General features: G+C 64.5%; 15 protein-coding genes. 10 read left to right on the top strand and 5 right to left on the bottom strand.

Annotated features, from left to right (window positions below; genetic code table 11):
- Positions 1-10 precede the first annotated feature (10 nt).
- The 4 genes from atpD to CLV78_RS11890 all read left to right on the top strand — a co-directional run bounded on the left by atpD (position 11) and on the right by CLV78_RS11890 (position 3,685).
- Positions 11-1,432, top strand: a complete 1,422-nt coding sequence (gene atpD, locus CLV78_RS11905; protein ID WP_106205041.1) for a F0F1 ATP synthase subunit beta — start codon at positions 11-13, stop codon at positions 1,430-1,432.
- A gap of 9 nt (positions 1,433-1,441) precedes the next feature.
- A complete protein-coding gene (locus CLV78_RS11900) occupies positions 1,442-1,837 on the top strand; it encodes a F0F1 ATP synthase subunit epsilon (protein ID WP_106205040.1) in 396 nt (131 codons plus the stop codon).
- 243 nt (positions 1,838-2,080) lie between these two features.
- Complete coding sequence (locus tag CLV78_RS11895; protein ID WP_106205039.1) at positions 2,081-3,247, top strand: alpha-hydroxy acid oxidase; 1,167 nt, start codon at positions 2,081-2,083, stop codon at positions 3,245-3,247.
- Positions 3,248-3,334: 87 nt separating this feature from the next.
- The gene (locus tag CLV78_RS11890; RefSeq protein ID WP_106205038.1) at positions 3,335-3,685 is read left to right on the top strand and encodes an H-type lectin domain-containing protein; all 351 of its coding nucleotides are present in this window, start codon (positions 3,335-3,337) and stop codon (positions 3,683-3,685) included.
- Between the two features lie 64 nt (positions 3,686-3,749).
- On the opposite strand, the gene CLV78_RS11885 is transcribed toward CLV78_RS11890, so the two are convergent.
- Positions 3,750-4,760, bottom strand: a complete 1,011-nt coding sequence (locus CLV78_RS11885; RefSeq protein WP_106205037.1) for a ribose-phosphate pyrophosphokinase — start codon at positions 4,758-4,760, stop codon at positions 3,750-3,752.
- A gap of 433 nt (positions 4,761-5,193) precedes the next feature.
- Here CLV78_RS11885 and CLV78_RS11880 point away from each other — a divergent pair, with 433 nt between their 5' ends.
- Together CLV78_RS11880 and CLV78_RS11875 are read left to right on the top strand one after the other, a co-directional pair.
- Positions 5,194-5,793, top strand: a complete 600-nt coding sequence (locus tag CLV78_RS11880) for a 2-hydroxychromene-2-carboxylate isomerase (protein WP_106205036.1) — start codon at positions 5,194-5,196, stop codon at positions 5,791-5,793.
- Positions 5,794-5,855: 62 nt separating this feature from the next.
- A complete protein-coding gene (locus CLV78_RS11875; protein ID WP_106205035.1) occupies positions 5,856-6,593 on the top strand; it encodes an alpha/beta fold hydrolase in 738 nt (245 codons plus the stop codon).
- Between the two features lie 41 nt (positions 6,594-6,634).
- Here the strand turns inward: CLV78_RS11875 and radC are convergent, their stop codons facing one another.
- Together radC and CLV78_RS24280 are read right to left on the bottom strand one after the other, a co-directional pair.
- Complete coding sequence (gene radC / locus CLV78_RS11870) at positions 6,635-7,459, bottom strand: RadC family protein (protein ID WP_106205253.1); 825 nt, start codon at positions 7,457-7,459, stop codon at positions 6,635-6,637.
- Between the two features lie 479 nt (positions 7,460-7,938).
- The gene (locus CLV78_RS24280) at positions 7,939-8,169 is read right to left on the bottom strand and encodes a hypothetical protein (protein WP_106205034.1); all 231 of its coding nucleotides are present in this window, start codon (positions 8,167-8,169) and stop codon (positions 7,939-7,941) included.
- 259 nt (positions 8,170-8,428) lie between these two features.
- Here CLV78_RS24280 and CLV78_RS11860 point away from each other — a divergent pair, with 259 nt between their 5' ends.
- The 4 genes from CLV78_RS11860 to CLV78_RS11845 all read left to right on the top strand — a co-directional run bounded on the left by CLV78_RS11860 (position 8,429) and on the right by CLV78_RS11845 (position 13,972).
- Positions 8,429-9,112 carry an HAD hydrolase-like protein gene (locus tag CLV78_RS11860; protein ID WP_106205033.1) on the top strand — a complete coding sequence of 228 codons (684 nt, stop codon included), beginning with the start codon at positions 8,429-8,431 and terminating at the stop codon, positions 9,110-9,112.
- 316 nt (positions 9,113-9,428) lie between these two features.
- Positions 9,429-12,281: a molybdopterin oxidoreductase family protein gene (locus tag CLV78_RS11855; RefSeq protein ID WP_106205032.1), complete on the top strand. Its 2,853-nt coding sequence runs from the start codon at positions 9,429-9,431 to the stop codon at positions 12,279-12,281.
- Entirely contained in the window at positions 12,278-13,030 is a 753-nt protein-coding gene (locus CLV78_RS11850) for a 4Fe-4S dicluster domain-containing protein (protein ID WP_106205031.1), read from the top strand. Before CLV78_RS11855 ends, CLV78_RS11850 begins: the two co-directional genes overlap by 4 nt.
- A gap of 3 nt (positions 13,031-13,033) precedes the next feature.
- Positions 13,034-13,972: a dimethyl sulfoxide reductase anchor subunit family protein gene (locus CLV78_RS11845; RefSeq protein ID WP_106205030.1), complete on the top strand. Its 939-nt coding sequence runs from the start codon at positions 13,034-13,036 to the stop codon at positions 13,970-13,972.
- Between the two features lie 47 nt (positions 13,973-14,019).
- On the opposite strand, the gene CLV78_RS11840 is transcribed toward CLV78_RS11845, so the two are convergent.
- Complete coding sequence (locus CLV78_RS11840; protein WP_106205029.1) at positions 14,020-15,063, bottom strand: threonine aldolase family protein; 1,044 nt, start codon at positions 15,061-15,063, stop codon at positions 14,020-14,022.
- 112 nt (positions 15,064-15,175) lie between these two features.
- Complete coding sequence (locus CLV78_RS11835) at positions 15,176-16,981, bottom strand: AMP-dependent synthetase/ligase (protein ID WP_106205028.1); 1,806 nt, start codon at positions 16,979-16,981, stop codon at positions 15,176-15,178.
- Positions 16,982-17,109: the final 128 nt, after the last annotated feature.

Here is a 17,109-nt window from a genome sequence, read left to right as displayed (position 1 = left end):
CACATAGCACATGGCTAACATTGGCAAAGTGACCCAGGTCATCGGCGCCGTCGTCGACGTCCACTTCGACGGCGAGCTGCCCGAGATCCTGAACGCCCTGGAAACAGACAACAATGGCAAGCGCCTCGTCCTCGAGGTTGCGCAGCATCTGGGCGAGCACACCGTCCGCACCATCGCCATGGACGCGACCGAAGGTCTCGTCCGCGGTGCCGAAGTGAAGGACCTTGAAGGCCCGATCACGGTTCCGGTGGGCAACGCGACCCTCGGTCGTATCCTCAACGTCGTGGGCGAGCCCGTTGACGAAGGCGGCCCGGTCGAGGCCACCGAGTTCCGCGGCATCCACCAGCCCGCCCCCGAGTTTGCCGAGCAGTCGACGGAGTCCGAGGTCCTCGTCACCGGCATCAAGGTCGTTGACCTGCTGGCCCCCTACGCCAAGGGCGGCAAGATCGGCCTCTTCGGTGGTGCCGGCGTCGGCAAGACCGTTCTCATCATGGAACTGATCAACAACATCGCAAAGGTGCACTCGGGCTACTCCGTGTTCGCCGGTGTTGGCGAGCGGACCCGCGAGGGCAACGACCTCTACCACGAGATGATCGAATCCAACGTCATCAACCCGGACAACCTGGAAGAATCTCAGGTGGCCCTGGTCTACGGCCAGATGAACGAGCCTCCGGGAGCCCGTATGCGGGTTGCGCTCTCCGGCCTGACGCTGGCCGAGCAGTTCCGCGACCAGTCCGGGACCGACGTTCTGTTCTTCGTCGACAACATCTTCCGCTTCACCCAGGCGGGCTCCGAGGTGTCGGCCCTTCTTGGCCGTATTCCTTCGGCGGTGGGCTACCAGCCGACGCTGGCAACCGACATGGGCGCCCTGCAGGAGCGGATCACCTCGACCAAGGCCGGCTCGATCACCTCGGTGCAGGCGATCTACGTGCCTGCGGACGACCTGACCGACCCCGCGCCGGCCACGTCCTTCGCCCACCTCGACGCCACGACCGTTCTGTCGCGTGCCATCTCGGAGCTGGGCATCTACCCGGCGGTGGACCCGCTCGACTCCACGTCGCGTCTGATGGACCCGGCGGTTGTGGGTGAGGAGCACTACAAGGTCGCTTCCGACGTCCAGGAAATCCTTCAGCGCTACAAGTCGCTGCAGGACATCATCGCCATTCTCGGCATGGACGAACTGTCGGAAGAGGACAAGCTGGTCGTGGCCCGTGCCCGGAAGATCCAGCGCTTCCTCAGCCAGCCGTTCGACGTGGCCCAGGTGTTCACCGGCTTCCCCGGCGTGCAGGTGCCGCTGGAGAAGACGATCGCCTCCTTCAAGGCGGTTGTTGCCGGCGAGTACGACCACCTGCCCGAAGGCGCCTTCTACATGGTTGGCGACATCGAGGAAGCGGTTGCCAAGGCCGAGAAGATGGCGGCGGACGCCGCATAAGGAGGGCCCATGGCCAACACGATGCAGTTCGATCTGGTCAGCCCGGAAAAGCGGCTCGCGTCGCTTGAGGCCACCCAGGTTCAGATCCCGGCCGCCGAAGGCGACATGACGGCGATGCCCGACCACGCACCGGTCATTACGACCCTGCGCCCGGGTCTCGTCACCGTCACCGGCGCCGACGGCACCGAGACATCCTTCGCGGTGACCGGCGGATTCGCCGAGATCAACGCCGATGCGATGTCGGTCCTGGCCGAACACGCCTCACAGGGCGCCGAGGGCAAGGAAGCGCTGGAGGGGTTCCTTGCGGATGCCCGTGCCCGCGCGGCAGAGGCCAGCGGCGATGCCAAGGACGTGGCGGAGAAGCTCGTTGCCGATCTGGTGAGCCTTCTGGACGCGATGGATTAGTCTCCGCGTCATTAGGAGTTTGGAGAACCCCGGGCTTTCGCCCGGGGTTCTTTTTTTTGCCGTGCGGGCGACGAGGCGCGCTTGCGTTGTGGCGATGGAATCGTGCCTCGCCGGTTGGCGTCTGCCCTCGTCGATTCCAACCCGCCGGATCGTCGGACCGGGCGCGCCGTCCGTTCCGATGTCGCATTGGAATTCCCGCGGCACGACAGTAGCAGGGGGCGAACTCACATATCGAGCACGCCCATGTCTATCGAAACCCGTTACCCGTCGCTGGCCTATCTGAAGGCCAAGGCCAGAAAGCGAATGCCGTTCTTCGCCTGGGAATACCTTGAGAGCGGCACCGGGGCGGAGCGCCTGCTCGACCGCAACCGGCAGGCATTGGACGCGGTTGAACTGATGCCGCGCATGGCGCGCGGCCGCTTCACACCCGAACTGCAGACGGAGTTGTTCGACCGGTCGTGGTCGGTTCCCTTCGGTGCGGCACCGGTTGGCCTGTCCGGTCTCATGTGGCCGGATGCGGAACCTTTCCTCGCCCGCGCTGCGGCCCGGACGGGCATGCCGTACACGCTCTCCACGGTTGCCAACGAGGCGCCGGAAACCATCGGCCCCCTTTGCGACGGAAACGGCTGGTTTCAACTTTACACCCCGATCGATGAGGAAATCCGAGCAGATGTGCTGCGCCGGGCGTGGGAGAGCGGTTTCGGGACGGTGATGATCACCCTTGACGTTCCAGTGAACAGCCGTCGCGAACGGCAACTTGCGGCGGGCGTTTCCGTGCCCCCGCAGTTCACACCGCAATCGATATACCGTGCGGCGATCCGCCCCCATTGGTCGCTGGCGACCCTTGCCCGTGGGCTGCCCCGGTTCAAGACACTTGAAACCTATTTCCCGACCAAGACCTTCGCAGGTGCGGCGCGCCATGTCGGTCGGGTGATCGACGGGCGCCCGGACTGGGACATGCTGCGGCAGATGCGGGACATCTGGCCCGGTGCCTTCGTCCTGAAGGGGATCCTGGATCCCGAAGATGCGCGCCGCGCGATCGAGATCGGCGCGGATGGTATCCTTGTCTCCAACCATGGCGGTCGTCAGTTCGATGCGGCCCCCGCCTCGATCGATGCACTCGAAGGTGTCGCCCGAGAAGTGAACGGACGTGCTGCGGTTCTCTTTGACAGTGGCATCGAAGGGGGGCTCGACATGCTCCGGGCTTTTTCGCGTGGGGCGGATTTCTGCTTGCTGGGGCGCGGCTTTCTCTATGCGACGGCCGCACTTGGCGAAGGCGGGCCGGAGCACCTCTACAGCATCCTGCGCGAGGACATCACCATCAACATGGTGCAACTCGGTGCCACGACGATCGACCAGCTACGTCCGTCGTGGCACCCGAAGGCTCAACCTCTCATCCCCGAAGACTAGGCGCCGCCAAATCGGTCCCACCCGGGGTGCAGACCCCCCCTTGCTCCGCTCCCGGAATTCGCCAAAGTGTGGCACGACGGGGGTACGATGATCAGATTGCGCAACCACATGGTCGGGGTAGAGCAGGGCGAAACCCTGGTCTTTTCAGACTTCGAACACGATGGGCCCATGTGGACCGGGGAGGGCACGCGCACCGCGCGTCGACGCGTGACATTCGAACGGCCATTTCGCAGCACGCCCGCCGTGCAGGTCGGCCTGGCGATGTGGGACATCCAGGGCCAGACCAACCAGCGGGCCGATATCTCCACGGCACAAGTCACGGCCGAAGGGTTCGAACTGGTGTTTCGGACCTGGGGCGATACCAAGGTAGGCCGCGTCCGCGCCAACTGGCTGGCAATCGGCGAGGTCGCACACGACGACGACTGGCAACTCGATTGACGCCCGGAGAAACGCTAACGGGCGCCGCATTGGGCGCCCGCGCGTGTCCCGACTGGACGTGGTGTCAGTAGGTCCCCTCGTAGATCGCCGCCAGCGACTCGTGGTCGAACAGCGACGACACCGACGTACCGTTCCAGATGTTCATGATCGCCTGCGCAAACATCGGCGCTGTCGGCACGATGCGGATGTTCTCTGCCTGCTTCACCGACTCTGTCGGTTCGATGGAATCGGTGATCACCAGGCTTTTCATCGAGGAGTTTGTGATCCGTTCCACCGCCGGGCCGCTCAGGACGCCGTGGGTGATATAGGAGTGCACCTCCTTGGCGCCGGCCTCGATCAGCACATCGGCGGCTTTGCAGAGCGTGCCGGCCGTGTCGCAGATGTCGTCCACGATCACACAGGTCTGTCCTTTCACATCGCCGATGACGGTCATTTCCGCCACTTCGCCGGCCTTCTCGCGACGCTTGTCGACGATGGCCAGCGCACAGCCGATCCGCTGTGCCAGCTCGCGGGCCCGGCCCACGCCGCCGACGTCCGGCGAGATCACGGTGACCTTGTCCATCCTCTTCTTGAACTTGTGCTTGATATCGAGCGAGAAGATCGGCGACGCATAGAGGTTGTCCACCGGGATGTCGAAGAAACCCTGGATCTGGGTGGCATGAAGATCCATTGTCAGCACCCGGTCAACGCCGGAGGCTGCGATCATGTTGGCCACAAGCTTGGCCGAGATCGGCGTGCGGGCCTTGGCGCGGCGATCCTGTCTGGCGTAACCGAAGTAGGGGATCACGGCGGTGATCCGCTGGGCCGAGGAGCGGCGCAGCGCGTCGGCCATGATCAGCAGTTCCATCAGGTTGTCATTGGCCGGGTTGGAGGTCGGCTGGATCACGTACATGTCCTCGCCGCGGACATTTTCGAAGACCTCGACAAAGATCTCCTGGTCGTTGAATCGCTCGACGCGGGCATCGACAAGGCCGACGGTCATGCCTCGGCTCATCGAGACCCGGCGGGATATCCCCTGTGCGAGGGGAAGGTTTGCGTTGCCGGCGATCAGCTTCGGCTGGCTCTGGTGTTGCATTGGGGCAGCGGCTCCGAGTGGCGGAATCGTAACGAAAAGGTGACGCTTTCGCCCTAGCGCATGGGGACAGCCTTGGGAACCTTCTCCTGCAAGTGTTTGCCGGTGTGCGCCCTTGTGTTGCGCCGATTTCCGCCCTGGCCCTGTGATGCAGGCGCGAAACGCACAGAATTGCGTCCGGTTCGCGGCAATTGGGCCGTGGGTGGTGGCGACTGGAGCGGGTGGTTTACTGTTCGTGGCCGCAGCGGGGGGGCTGCGCTCCGCAGCCGGTACTGCAAATGGTTCGGGAGGCAGGATAAGGCTCGGGCTGCGGGCATCACGGGATCTGCCATGCCCCGAACCGAAGGGCGCCCCATTTTCGGGATCCGCATGTTCTGCAACCCGTTGCAAAGCCGGTGGTCATCGCTAGGGTCCGTGGCAAAACAGGGAGCATGCAATGCCGCATATCGACTACTACTTCTCTACCTTGTCGCCCTTCACCTACCTTGCCGACGATGGCCTGGAGAAGATTGCCGCCCGTCACGGTGCCACGATCACCTACAAGCCACTGGACATTATCGCCTTGTTCCCGCGCACCGGCGGCGTATCGCCAAAGGATCGCCATCCGTCGCGGCTGGAGTACCGGATGCAGGAACTAAAGCGCGCAAAGGTGAAGACGGGATTGGAGATCAACTTCAAGCCGGCCCATTGGCCGACCAATGCCGCGCCGTCGTCCTACGCGATCATCGCCGCACAGGCGGCCGGAGGCGGAGATCTCGGAGCGTTGGTGCGGGCTTTCCTGCGTGCCTGCTGGGCCGAGGAAAAGGACATCGCCGAGGATAGCGTCGTGCGCGCCTGTCTCGAGAGCGCGGGATTCGACCCGACACTGGCTGACAGCGGACTGCTCTCGGGCGCCGAGACCTATGCGGCGAACCTGGAAGAAGCAGTAAACCGGGGAGTGTTCGGTGCGCCCTTCTACATCACCGACACCGATGAGCGGTTCTGGGGTCACGACCGCCTTGCGGATCTTGACGCACATCTGGGGGGCAAGCTCTGAGCGGGAAGCTCCCTTTTCGATCGCTGGGGCAGGGGCCGGAACCGGCCCTCGCCCTGCACTGCATGCTGGGAAATTCCCGCGCCTGGCAGCCGCTCGCGGAGCACCTTGGCGACAGCATCACCATGTATGCCCCCGATATGCCCGGTCATGGGGCGGCCGATCCCTGGCCCGGCGGCGGCAACCTCTTCGAGGCCGCAAGCCGGGCTTGCCGCCCGTGCCTTGACGCACGTCAGCACCTGCTTGGTCACTCCTTCGGCGCTGTCGTCGCCCTGCGCCTCGCGATGGAGCGACCCGAGCTTGTGCGTAGCCTGACGCTGATCGAGCCGGTTCTTTTTGCTGCCCTCGGAGAGCACCCGCAGGCGGCGGATCAGAGGGCGGAAGTTGACCGCCTCGATTTCTGGTTGCGGGCGGGCAATCGCGTCGCCGCTGCACGGTACTTCACCGAGACCTGGGGGACAGGCGCGCCTTGGGACAGCTTCCGGGAGGATCAGCGAGCCTATATCCTTGATCGAATTCACGCCGTTCCGGACCAATGGCCGGGTCTTTACGGTGATTGCGCAGGCCTGCTCGCGCCGGGACGTCTGGAGGCCCTCGAACTGCCGGTCCTGCTGATCGGCGGCGGCAGAAGTCCTGGCGCCATTTCCGTGATCCTGTCGACGCTCGCCAGGCGCCTTCCAAGGTCCAGATGTGAGATGGTCCCCACCGCGGGTCACATGGTGCCCATCACCCATGCCTCCGAAACTGCTTCGCTGATGCGACCCCACTTGGCGTCCGCGCCACGCCTGGAAAGTGGCGCCTAGGTGACGGCCCAGCGGTTCGGTTGGCGGAATCGCCTCTCCGCCTAGGCCAGGTATCCCATCTGCCGGAAGGAGGCGTCTTCCTCCTTTCCGATCACCACGTGGTCGTGGATCGTGATCCCCACAGCCCGGCACGAATCGCTGATCCGGTCGGTCATCACGATGTCCTCGTTTGACGGTGTCGGGTCGCCGGAGGGGTGATTGTGCACAAGGATCACCGCGCTTGCATTCAGTTCAAGGGCGCGTTTCACGATTTCTCGCGGATAGACCGGGACGTGGTCCACCGTGCCCTCCGCCTGCGCCTCATCCGCGACAAGCGTGTTCTTTCGATCGAGGTAGAGCACGCGGAACTGCTCCGTTTCGCGGTGCGCCATCACAGTCTTGCAATACTCCATCAACGTGTCCCATGACGACAGCACCGGCCGTTGCAGCACCTTCGCACGCGCCATCCGGTGGGCGAAGGCCTGTGCCAGCCGCAACTGGTAGAAGACCTTGGGCACGACGCCCTCCACCCGCATCAGCCGGGCTTCGGGAGCCGCGATCACGCCGTTCAGGTCTCCGAAGGTTGCCAGCAGCCGCTTGGCCAGCGGCTTCACGTCGATGCGCGGGATCGCGTCGAACAGCAGCATTTCCAGCAGTTCGTATTCGGGCATTGCCTCGTGCCCGCCGCTCAGAAAACGTTGCCGCAGGCGTTCCCGGTGGCCCCAGTAGTGTGGCCGCAGCGCGCCATCGTCCCCGGCAACCAGCCCGCCACCGGCGGCGACATCCCGGTTCAGGCGATCGTTGTGCTGGTAGCGGGGCTCCGTGGCCGGGCGCGTCTCGGTTCCGATGGGAGGCAACCGGGCGTCAAGATCCGCGAGGCCGGACATGGCGTCCGGTGAAAGGGTTGCCGGGCGGACCTGTCCGAGGTCGAGCACGGTTTGCCGTGCCGTGGCTTCTTCCGCGAAGCCTTGCGGATGAGGGGGGATGAGCGGTCCTCCGGCGGCCGGTTCGGGGGGCGAAATCGCGCGGTGCCGCGTGTCAGGCCCATCAGGGCGCGCCAGCGGCGCGATGCCTGTCTCGGCGAATCCGGCGGGCTGTGTCGTCGAAGCGTCAGCCGGGATCGGAGGAAAGATCGCAGTCCCCGCGTCTGCCGGGGCCGGAGGGAATTTGGGCGCGGACACCGCATTCCGTTCGGCGCGGCCGGTCACCCTCGTCCAGAAGTTCTTCATCCGTCGCAACGCTCCAGCGCCTCGCGACCACCCACATCGGTCCGATAGCCCGCGTGGGGTGAAGGAAGCCCCAGAATGGTTAACGAATGGTTGATCCGTTAGGGGCCGGGGAGCGGGAATCGCCGGAACTGCCCGCCTCAGGCCACGCTGCGGTGGCCGATGCCGAAAGCGGCGGCAAAGCGATCGCGGGCAAAACGCACCGGATCGGCGGCCAGTCCCGGACGGCGCCAGTCAAACTGGTTTTGCGCCGCAGCATCGGCAAATGCCGCCAAGGCACCCGGGGTTGGGCTTTGCACCACGGCCTTTGTGGGTTGGCGCCGGGACGTTGCAGCGGGAACGACGCGGGATCTGGGGTGGTGACTGCTCATGGGGACCTCTTCGGGTTTGGTGCTTTTCCTGCAGATGGGAATCACCGTGGGTTCCACAAAGTCACGTGGCTGCGTGACTGATCCCCGCCATTCCGCATTGCCACCATCGCCCAAGGGGTTGCACGCCCCGCATGCGGTCTGTCGCGGGGAATTCGCCAGCGATTGAAGGACAGTATTGCAAGGCAGGAAGGGTTCGCCCAGGCATGCCGGTTTGCTGCCCCACTGGACAGGGATGAGCGGGCCAAGTAGCTGACGACGCATGACCAACAGTTCAGCGTCAAGGCCTTTCATTCTGTTCGATCTGGATGGGACCCTGGTCGACCCCGCACCCGGAATCGTCGCGTCAGTTCAGCATGCTTTGGCAAAGCTTGAACAGGAAGCTCCTGCGTATCAGGACCTTCATTGGGTTATCGGACCACCGCTACGCCACAGTTTCGAGAAACTGCTTGGAAGTGACACGTTTGTGGAGCGAGCGGTCGATCTCTATCGCGAGGCCTACTCCGCCAGTGGCCTGTTCGATGCGGCGCCCTACGACGGTATCCGCGATGCCCTGGCAAGCCTTCGGCGCTGCGGATACAGGTTGTTCTTGTGCACCTCGAAACCGCTGCTGTTCGCGCGACAGGTTATCCACCATTTCGGCTTTTCTGGGTGCTTCGAGGACCTGTTCGGTGCCGAACTCGACGCAAGGTTTGACGACAAGGGCACGCTCGTCTCCCACATCCTCTCTACCCGGAACCTGAGGCGGGAAGACGGATGCATGGTCGGCGACAGGGCGTTCGATGTCCTCGCCGCGCGTCAAAACGGTATGGCCTCCATCGGTGTCACTTGGGGATACGGCGGCCGCAGTGAGTTGCAGGAAAATGGCGCCACCGTTCTCTGCGAGCGGGTCGGTGACCTGCCGGATTGCGTCCATAGGGCGCTGGGTCAGATATCGGGAGATTGATCCTCCGGACCGTCAGGCGCCCATTCTTCTCCCGGTCTTGCTTCACCTGATTGCGAAGCAAGGCCGACATTGCCCAACTCGAATTCCGTCTGCACCGTCAAGACGGTCCTCTGAAGTGCCATTCACTCGCAGGACCTGATGCAACCGAGTGCGATTGCTGCACTAGTGGTGCTCGACCGCGTGCGCCGCGTGCCGCGCTTATGTTGCATTGCAGCGAGATTTCCGGATTGCCGAATTGGGATCCGCCGTCGCATGGTCAGCGGGCGGCCCACTTTGGCGGTCGTCGTTTCGGCACTCTCGCAAGGACATATCCAGCATGAGCACCAAGCCGCAGATCGACCTCAACGCGCCGGTTGGGGATCGCATGGAGCAAACCACCTGCTACATGTGTGCCTGTCGCTGTGGCATCAACGTGCATCTGCGTGGCGACAAGGTCCGCTATATCGAGGGAAATCGCGACCATCCGGTCAACAAGGGTGTGCTCTGTGGCAAGGGGTCGGCCGGGATCATGCAACACTATTCACCGGCACGCCTCCGCGCGCCGATGAAACGTGTCGGGCCGCGCGGCTCGGGCCGGTTCGAGGAAATCACCTGGGATGAGGCGCTCGATATTGCGACCGAGTGGCTCGGAGAGGTGCGCAGGCGCGATCCCCGGAAGCTGGCGTTCTTTACCGGGCGCGACCAGAGCCAGTCACTCACCGGGCTCTGGGCGATGCAATACGGCACACCCAACTTTGCCGCTCACGGCGGGTTCTGCTCTGTCAACATGGCGGCCGGCGGGCTCTACACCTTTGGCGGCGCCTTCTGGGAGTTCGGCGACCCGGATTGGGAGCATACGAAGTATTTCATGCTGTTCGGAGTGGCCGAGGACCATGCCTCGAACCCGATCAAGGCCGGGATCGGCAAGCTGAAGGGGCGTGGGGCCAAGGTCGTTTCGGTCAACCCCGTGCGCACCGGCTATGCCGCGGTTTCCGACGAGTGGGTCGGGATCAAGCCGGGCACTGACGGGCTCTTTGTCGGTGCGCTGATCCACGAAATGTTCCGGAACCGCACGGTCGATCTCGACTATCTTGGCCGATATACCAACGCCGGCTGGCTGGTGATCCAGGATCCGGGGGCCGCCGACGACGGACTGTTCGCGCGCGGCGAAGATGGGAAGGCGCTGGTCTACGACACCGTCACCGAAGCTCTTTGCAGCGCAATGAACCCGAATGCACAGGCCGCGATGTCCGGGGCCTGGACCCTGCCGGACGGGCGCCAGGGACGACCCGTTTTCGAACTGCTCGCCGAGCGCTTCCTTTCGGAGGCGTACAGCCCCGAGGCCGTCGCGGCAGAGACCGGCGTGCCGGCCAGCGAGACAAGGCGCATCGCCGCCGAACTTGCGCACGTGGCCTTCGAAGAGGAGATCGTGCTTGACCGGCCATGGACCGACTGGGCCGGTCGCAAACATGAAACGATGATCGGCCGGCCTGTCTCCATGCACGCCATGCGCGGGATTTCGGCTCATTCCAACGGGTTCCAGACCTGCCGTATGATCCATATCCTGCAGATCCTGCTGGGCACGATCGATTGCCCCGGCGGGTTCCGCTACAAGCCGCCCTATCCCAAGCAGACGCCGCCGAACCTGCTGCCGCATGGCGCGGCGGGCGACATCAAACCGGAAATGCCGCTCGGAGGGCCACACCTGGGGTTCCCGCACGGGCCGGAGCATTTGCTGCTGGATGAGGAGGGCGGGCCAAGCCGGCTCGACAAGGCCTTTTCGTGGGATGCGCCCATGTCGGCCCACGGGCTGATGCATATGGTCATCAATAACGCGGCAAAGCGCGATCCCTACGGGATCGATGTGCTGTTTCTCTATATGGCCAACATGGCGTGGAATTCTTCGATGAACGTGCCGGGCACGCTCGATGCGCTGACCGCGACAGACGACGAGGGCAACTACGTCATTCCGAAGATCATCTATTCGGACGCCTACTATTCCGAAACGGTGCCTTTTGCCGACCTGATCCTTCCGGACACGACCTATCTTGAGCGCTACGATTGCATCTCACTGCTCGACAGGCCGATCTCGGAACCTGACTACCTCGCCGATTCCATCCGCCATCCCGTGGTCAAACCCGATCGCGACGTGCGCGGCTTCCAGGAGGTGGTGATCGATCTCGGCGCCCGGCTGGGATTGCCGGCTTTCGTCAGGGACGACGGCAGCCCCCGCTATCCCGGCGGCTATGCCGACTACATCGTCAACCACGAACGCAAACCGGGGATCGGTCCACTTTCTGGCTTCCGTGGCGACGGAACACAGTTCGGCACCGCCCCGCCAAACCCCGAACAGCTGGATCGCTATATCGAGAACGGTGCTTTCTTCGAGCACCGGCTCGACCCGTCGCATGCCTATTTCAAACATGCCAATCGCGGGTACCTTGACTGGGGGATCGAGAAAGGAATCCGTCTCTCGCCTGAACCCACGATCTTTCAACTCTATTCCGAGCCCTTGCAGAAGTTCCGCCTTGCCGCGCGCGGACATGGCGAGCGGCAGCCGCCAGAGCGGGCGCGCGCCCGGCTGGAGCGCTACTTCGATCCGTTGCCATTCTGGTATCCGCCCTTCGAAGGCACACAGGTCGATGCGGAAGAATTCCCGCTCCATGCGATCACCCAGCGACCCATGCACATGTACCATTCCTGGGGCAGCCAGAACGCCTGGCTCCGGCAGATCACGGCGGCGAACAGGCTCTACATCCATACCAGTGTGGGGGAGCGGATCGGCGTGCAGGATGACGACTGGGTCTGGCTCCGCTCGCATCTTGGCCGGGTCAAATGTCAGGTCCGGCTGATGGATGGTGTGAACCCCGACACGGTCTGGACATGGAACGCCATCGGCAAGCGGCGCGGCGCCTGGGGGTTGTCTGAGGACGCGCCGGAGAGCAACAGGGGTTTCCTGCTGAACCATCTGATCTCCGAGTTGTTGCCGGAGGCAGAGGGGGGCTATCGATATTCCAACTCCGACCCGATCACCGGGCAGGCCGCGTGGTTCGACCTGCGTGTCGTGATGGAGAAGGCGGAGGACAGCGGCACGACCGAGCCTTTCTTCGAACCGCTTGGCACGGCGGGTCAACCGCCATCGCCCGACAAGCTGGCCTTTGGAGCCGAGTTTCGGGAGGCACGCGAATGACCTCCCTGCCGGAAAACACCGGGACGAAGCTCGGTCTCGTCATCGATCTCGATATCTGCGTGGGGTGCCAGGCCTGCGCGACTTCCTGCAAGGAGTGGAACACCGGCGGCTATTCCGCGCCGCTGTCGGACCACGACCCGTATGGGGCTGACCCGTCGGGGGCCTGGCTCAACCGGATCCACTCCTACGAGTACACCCGTGATGGCACCTCCGGTACGTTGCACTTTCCCAGATCCTGCCTGCATTGCGAGGAGCCGGATTGCGTGACCGTCTGCCCGACCGGCGCGTCCTACAAGCGCGAGGAAGACGGGATCGTGCTGGTGAACCCCGATACCTGCATCGGCTGCAAGCTCTGTTCCTGGGCCTGCCCGTATGGGGCGCGGGAATACGATCACGATGATGGTGTGATGAAGAAATGCACGCTCTGTGTCGATCGGATCTACAACGAGACGCTGGCGCCCGAAGACCGCAGCCCCGCCTGCGTGCGCGCCTGTCCGACCGGGGCGCGCGCGTTCGGCGATCTTGGTGATCCGGACAGCGAAGTCTCCCGCAGCGTGGCCGCACGCGGTGGCTTCGGGCTTCTGGAAGAGTTCGGCTACAAGCCGGTGAACCGCTACCTGCCGCCGCGCGACCGGCAGCCCGACCCGCCCGCGCCCAGCCCCGAGGCGACGCCAACACCGGAACCGGATGGCTCGGCACTCGAGGCCCTCTTTGCCTGGGTCGACCGTACCCTCACCGCGCGGAGCTGACCCATGCACCCGGCCTATTCCGTCATCTTCTTCACGACCGCTTCCGGCGCGGGCTATGGCCTGCTGTTCTGGTTGTCGCTGGCAACGGCCATCGCCCCCGATGCGCTCGGACGCTGGCCGTCCCTAGCCATGCTCGCGGTGGCGCTCGTCTTTGTCACGGCGGGGCTTCTGGCCTCGACCTTTCACCTCGGGCATCCCGAACGTGCCCCCGGGGCGCTCTCCCAATGGCGCAGTTCCTGGCTCTCCCGGGAAGGCGTGGCGGCCGTCGCGACCTATGTGCCGGCGGGGTTGATGGGGCTGCTGTGGCTGCTGGGGTTGGCGGAGGGGCTGATCGTGCCTCTGGCCCTGCTGACGGCGGCCGGAGCAGTCGCGACGGTCTATTGCACCGGGATGATCTATGCGTCGCTCCGGACGATCCGCCAATGGAACCGCCGGGATGTGCCGTGGATCTACCTTGCGCTCGCGGCCGCGACGGGAGGGATTCTCTTTGGGCTGCTGGGGGGGCTCGCGGGCGTGGCTGGCCGCCCGATCCCGATGCTGACCCTCGCCTGTCTGCTCGTGGCGGCGGGATTGAAGCACCGCTACTGGACGGCGATTGACGCCGATCCCGGGGCCTACACGGCAAAGATGGCAATCGGCATCCCGGGGCTCGACACATTGCGCCCGCTTGATGCGCCCCACACGATGCCGAATTTCGTGATGCGGGAGATGGGCTTCACCGTCGCCCGGAAGCATGCAGAGAAGCTCCGGCGCTTGACCTGGATCGCGCTCTTCGCCGCGCCCGCTCTATTGCTGTTGTTGGGTGTGCTGACCGGTCTGGCTGTCCCGGTCTACCTGCTGGCCGCGATCTCTGCCGCGACGGGCGTCGTTCTGGAGCGCTGGCTCTTCTTCGCCGAGGCTGAACATGTCTCTCAGCTCTACTATGGCCGGTCCCGCGCCTGACAGTGGGGAACGCAAGGCACGGGCTCTGATCCGAGACCGTTCGGCGCTCAAAGCAGGGCGAGAAACCTGTCGGTGTTTTCATCCGTGGCCGACCAGTCGCAGACAAACCGGGCGGCGATCGGCTCTTCTTCCGGGCCGCCATCCAACGCACCGTCCCACAAGTGGTACTCCGCACCTGCCTCGAACAGGCGGCGGTGGGTGCCGCGGGGCAGGCGGGCAAAGATGATATTCGCGTGGGGCCGGTACATCAGGTTTACACCGGGTGCCGCCCGCAGGCCCTCGGCCAGCCGGTGGCATGCGGCATTGGCCGCGCGCGCCATCTGCAACCAGAGGTCGTCTTCGAGATAGGCAAGCATCTGCGCGGCGAGGTAGCGATGCTTGGAAAAGAGATGCGCGCCCCGCTTGCGGCGGTATTCGAACTCCCGCCCCTTGGACGGCTCAAAGATGATCGCTGCCTCAACACCCATCAGCCCGTTCTTGGTGCCGCCGAAGCTCACCATGTCCACTCCGGCTTTCCAGGTCATTTCCGCCGGGGTGCAGCCGAGCTTCACCAGTGCATTGGCAAACCGCGCGCCATCCATGTGTACCGGCAGGCCGAAATCCTTCGCGACGCCCACGACATCGTGCAGCGCCGGCATCTGGTAGACCGTGCCGACCTCCGTCACCTGGGTCAGCGAAACGGGGCCTCGTGACGGGCCGTGCAGGTCGCGGGTCTCCTCCTGCTCGATCCGGGCGCGCAGGGCCTCCGGCGGCATTACCCCGTCTTCGGAGGGCACCAGAGACAGTTTCGCGCCGCCGGAAAAGAACTCGGGCGCGTTCAACTCGTCCATGTGGATATGGGCGATGTCGGAACAGAAGATCGTCTGCCAGGGCGTGGTATGTGTGGCCAGAAGCAGGGAATTGGCGGCGGTGCCGGTCGCCACCAGGTGAACCTGCGCCTCGGGCGCCTCGAAAACCTCGCGCACGCGGCGGGTGACCGCGGCGGTCAACGCGTCGTCGCCATAGGCGTGGGCATATCCCTCGTTGGCGCGGGTCAGCGCATCGAGGATTTTCGGGTGAACGGGGCCGGTGTTGTCGGATGCGAAGTACATGGCCGCTATGTGCCCCGGAACGCGCCGTTTGTGAAGGCCCGCGACCCGCAGGTCAGCCATTCCGTGTTTGCCGGTCTTGCGGGAAGGTCCGCGACACCGGCAAGGAGATGCATCACTCCCCGCGCGAGCCGCGGGCATAGATCTCCCGGATCTCAGCCTCGTATTCGGCCACAACCTTCTCTCGCTTGAGCTTCAGCGTGGGCGTCAGAAGCCCACGTTCGATGCTCCATTCCTCCAGTGCCGCGTGATAGGCCTTGATCTGCTGGTGTGGGGCGAAGGGTTTCATGTGTGCCTTGATGCGCGGCATGATCACTTTCTCCGCCGCCGGAATGTTGGGACGCTCCGGATCGAGCCCCTCCTTTTCGGCCAGCGCGGCCCATGCATCCTTGTTCAGCACCACCAGCAGCGACAGGAAGGGACGTCCGTCGCCGACCGTACAGACCTGATCGAACAGCGTATCTGCCTCCAGCACATCCTCTATCGGGACGGGGTTCACGTTCTCCCCGTTCGACATCACGAGGATATGTTTCAGCCGCCCGGCGATGACGATGCGCCCGTCGTCGCGAATCTCGACAAGATCGCCCGTGGAGAGCCAGCCCTCGGCGTCCAGCACCGCCGCCGTCGCGTCCTCCCGGTGCCAGTAGCCACTCATCTGGCCCCGCGAGCGCAGCTGCAACTCGCCTTTGTCACCTTTGCGGATCTCCACCCCGTCGACAGGAAACCCGACCGAGCCCGGCATGTATTGCGGACAGGTGGAATAGGTCGCCACCGGGCCCGCCTCGGTCAGACCGTAGCCCTCGACCATGGGGATCCCGAGGCCGACCAGCGCCTGCCCGATTTCCGCGGGAAAGTTCGCACCACCGGACACCGCCACACGGAGGCGGCCGCCGAAGGCATTGCGGACCTTTCGGCCGACAAGCCGTTCCAGCACAGGCCAGATCAGCCGGTCGGTGAAGCTTGGACCGGGATGGATCCCCAGGTTCTTCGCAAATCGTTGCCAGCCGATGCGCGCCGTCATGTCGAACATCTTCAATCGGACCGGACTGGCCGCGGCCGAGGTCCGGGCGGCGGAGTAGATCGACTCGTAGAGCCGCGGCACGCCCATGAGGACCGTGGGCCGGATGGTGGTGAGATCCTGCCGAAGTCGCAGGACCGACTGGCAATAGGCGGTGCAGGATCCGCCCATCATCGCGAGGATGTAGCCCATCGTCCGCTCGAAGGCATGCGCGAGCGGCAGGATCGACAGGAAGGTGTCCGACGGCAGCGAGGGGAAACCCTTGTAGACGCCTTCGGCATTGCTCAGGATCGCGGCGTGGTTCAGCATCGCGCCCTTTGGATTTCCGGTCGTGCCGGACGTGTAGATCAACGTCGCAGGTACGTTCGGGTCATCATGGGCACCGGTCTGCGCCTGTCCCGCGCGCGCCAGCACGGTGTCGAGCCGTTCGACGTGACCGCTCCGGCCGGCGTCGGCATCACTCTCCTGGATCCAGACCCTGTCGATGAAGGAGGTGTCGCTCAACGCCTCCGAGATCGCCTTCCAACGCGCCACCGTGTCAACAAAAACGATCCGGGGCCGTGCGTCGGCGATCAGGAAAGCGGTGTTGGTGACGGCGTCGTTGGTATAGAGGGGCACGACCGGCAGGCCCAGCTTGGCCGCGCCCATGTCGAAACAGATCCAGTCGAGGCAGTTGGGCAGCAGCAGGGCGACGCGGTCGCCGGGCGAAATGCCCTCGGCCGCGAAGGCGGCGGCGAAACCGTCGGCCCGTTCCAATGCCTGTGGCCAGGTGTAGGCCTCCCATGAGCCCGACGCCTTGTTGAATTGACGGTATCCGGTGGCTTTGGGAGAGCGGCGCGCACGCTCCTTCAGCAGACCGTAGAGCGTGACCGCCTCGGCGGCCGATATGATGTCCTGCTTCATGCTCCCCTTCCCGGATCTGCCAGTACGTCGGAGGAAACTCCGCCGAGCTGCCTGTGACCTACCTGTTCGCGGCGTCTGGATTTCGATCCAATCACAGGTGGTCTGGCCGGGCAATGACCGGGATCAAC

Origin of the sequence: Aliiruegeria haliotis, assembly GCF_003003255.1 — a bacterium.
Taxonomy (GTDB): domain Bacteria; phylum Pseudomonadota; class Alphaproteobacteria; order Rhodobacterales; family Rhodobacteraceae; genus Tropicimonas; species Tropicimonas haliotis.
The sequence above is the reverse complement of the archived record's forward strand: the minus strand, read 5'-3'. Positions and strand labels throughout refer to the sequence as shown.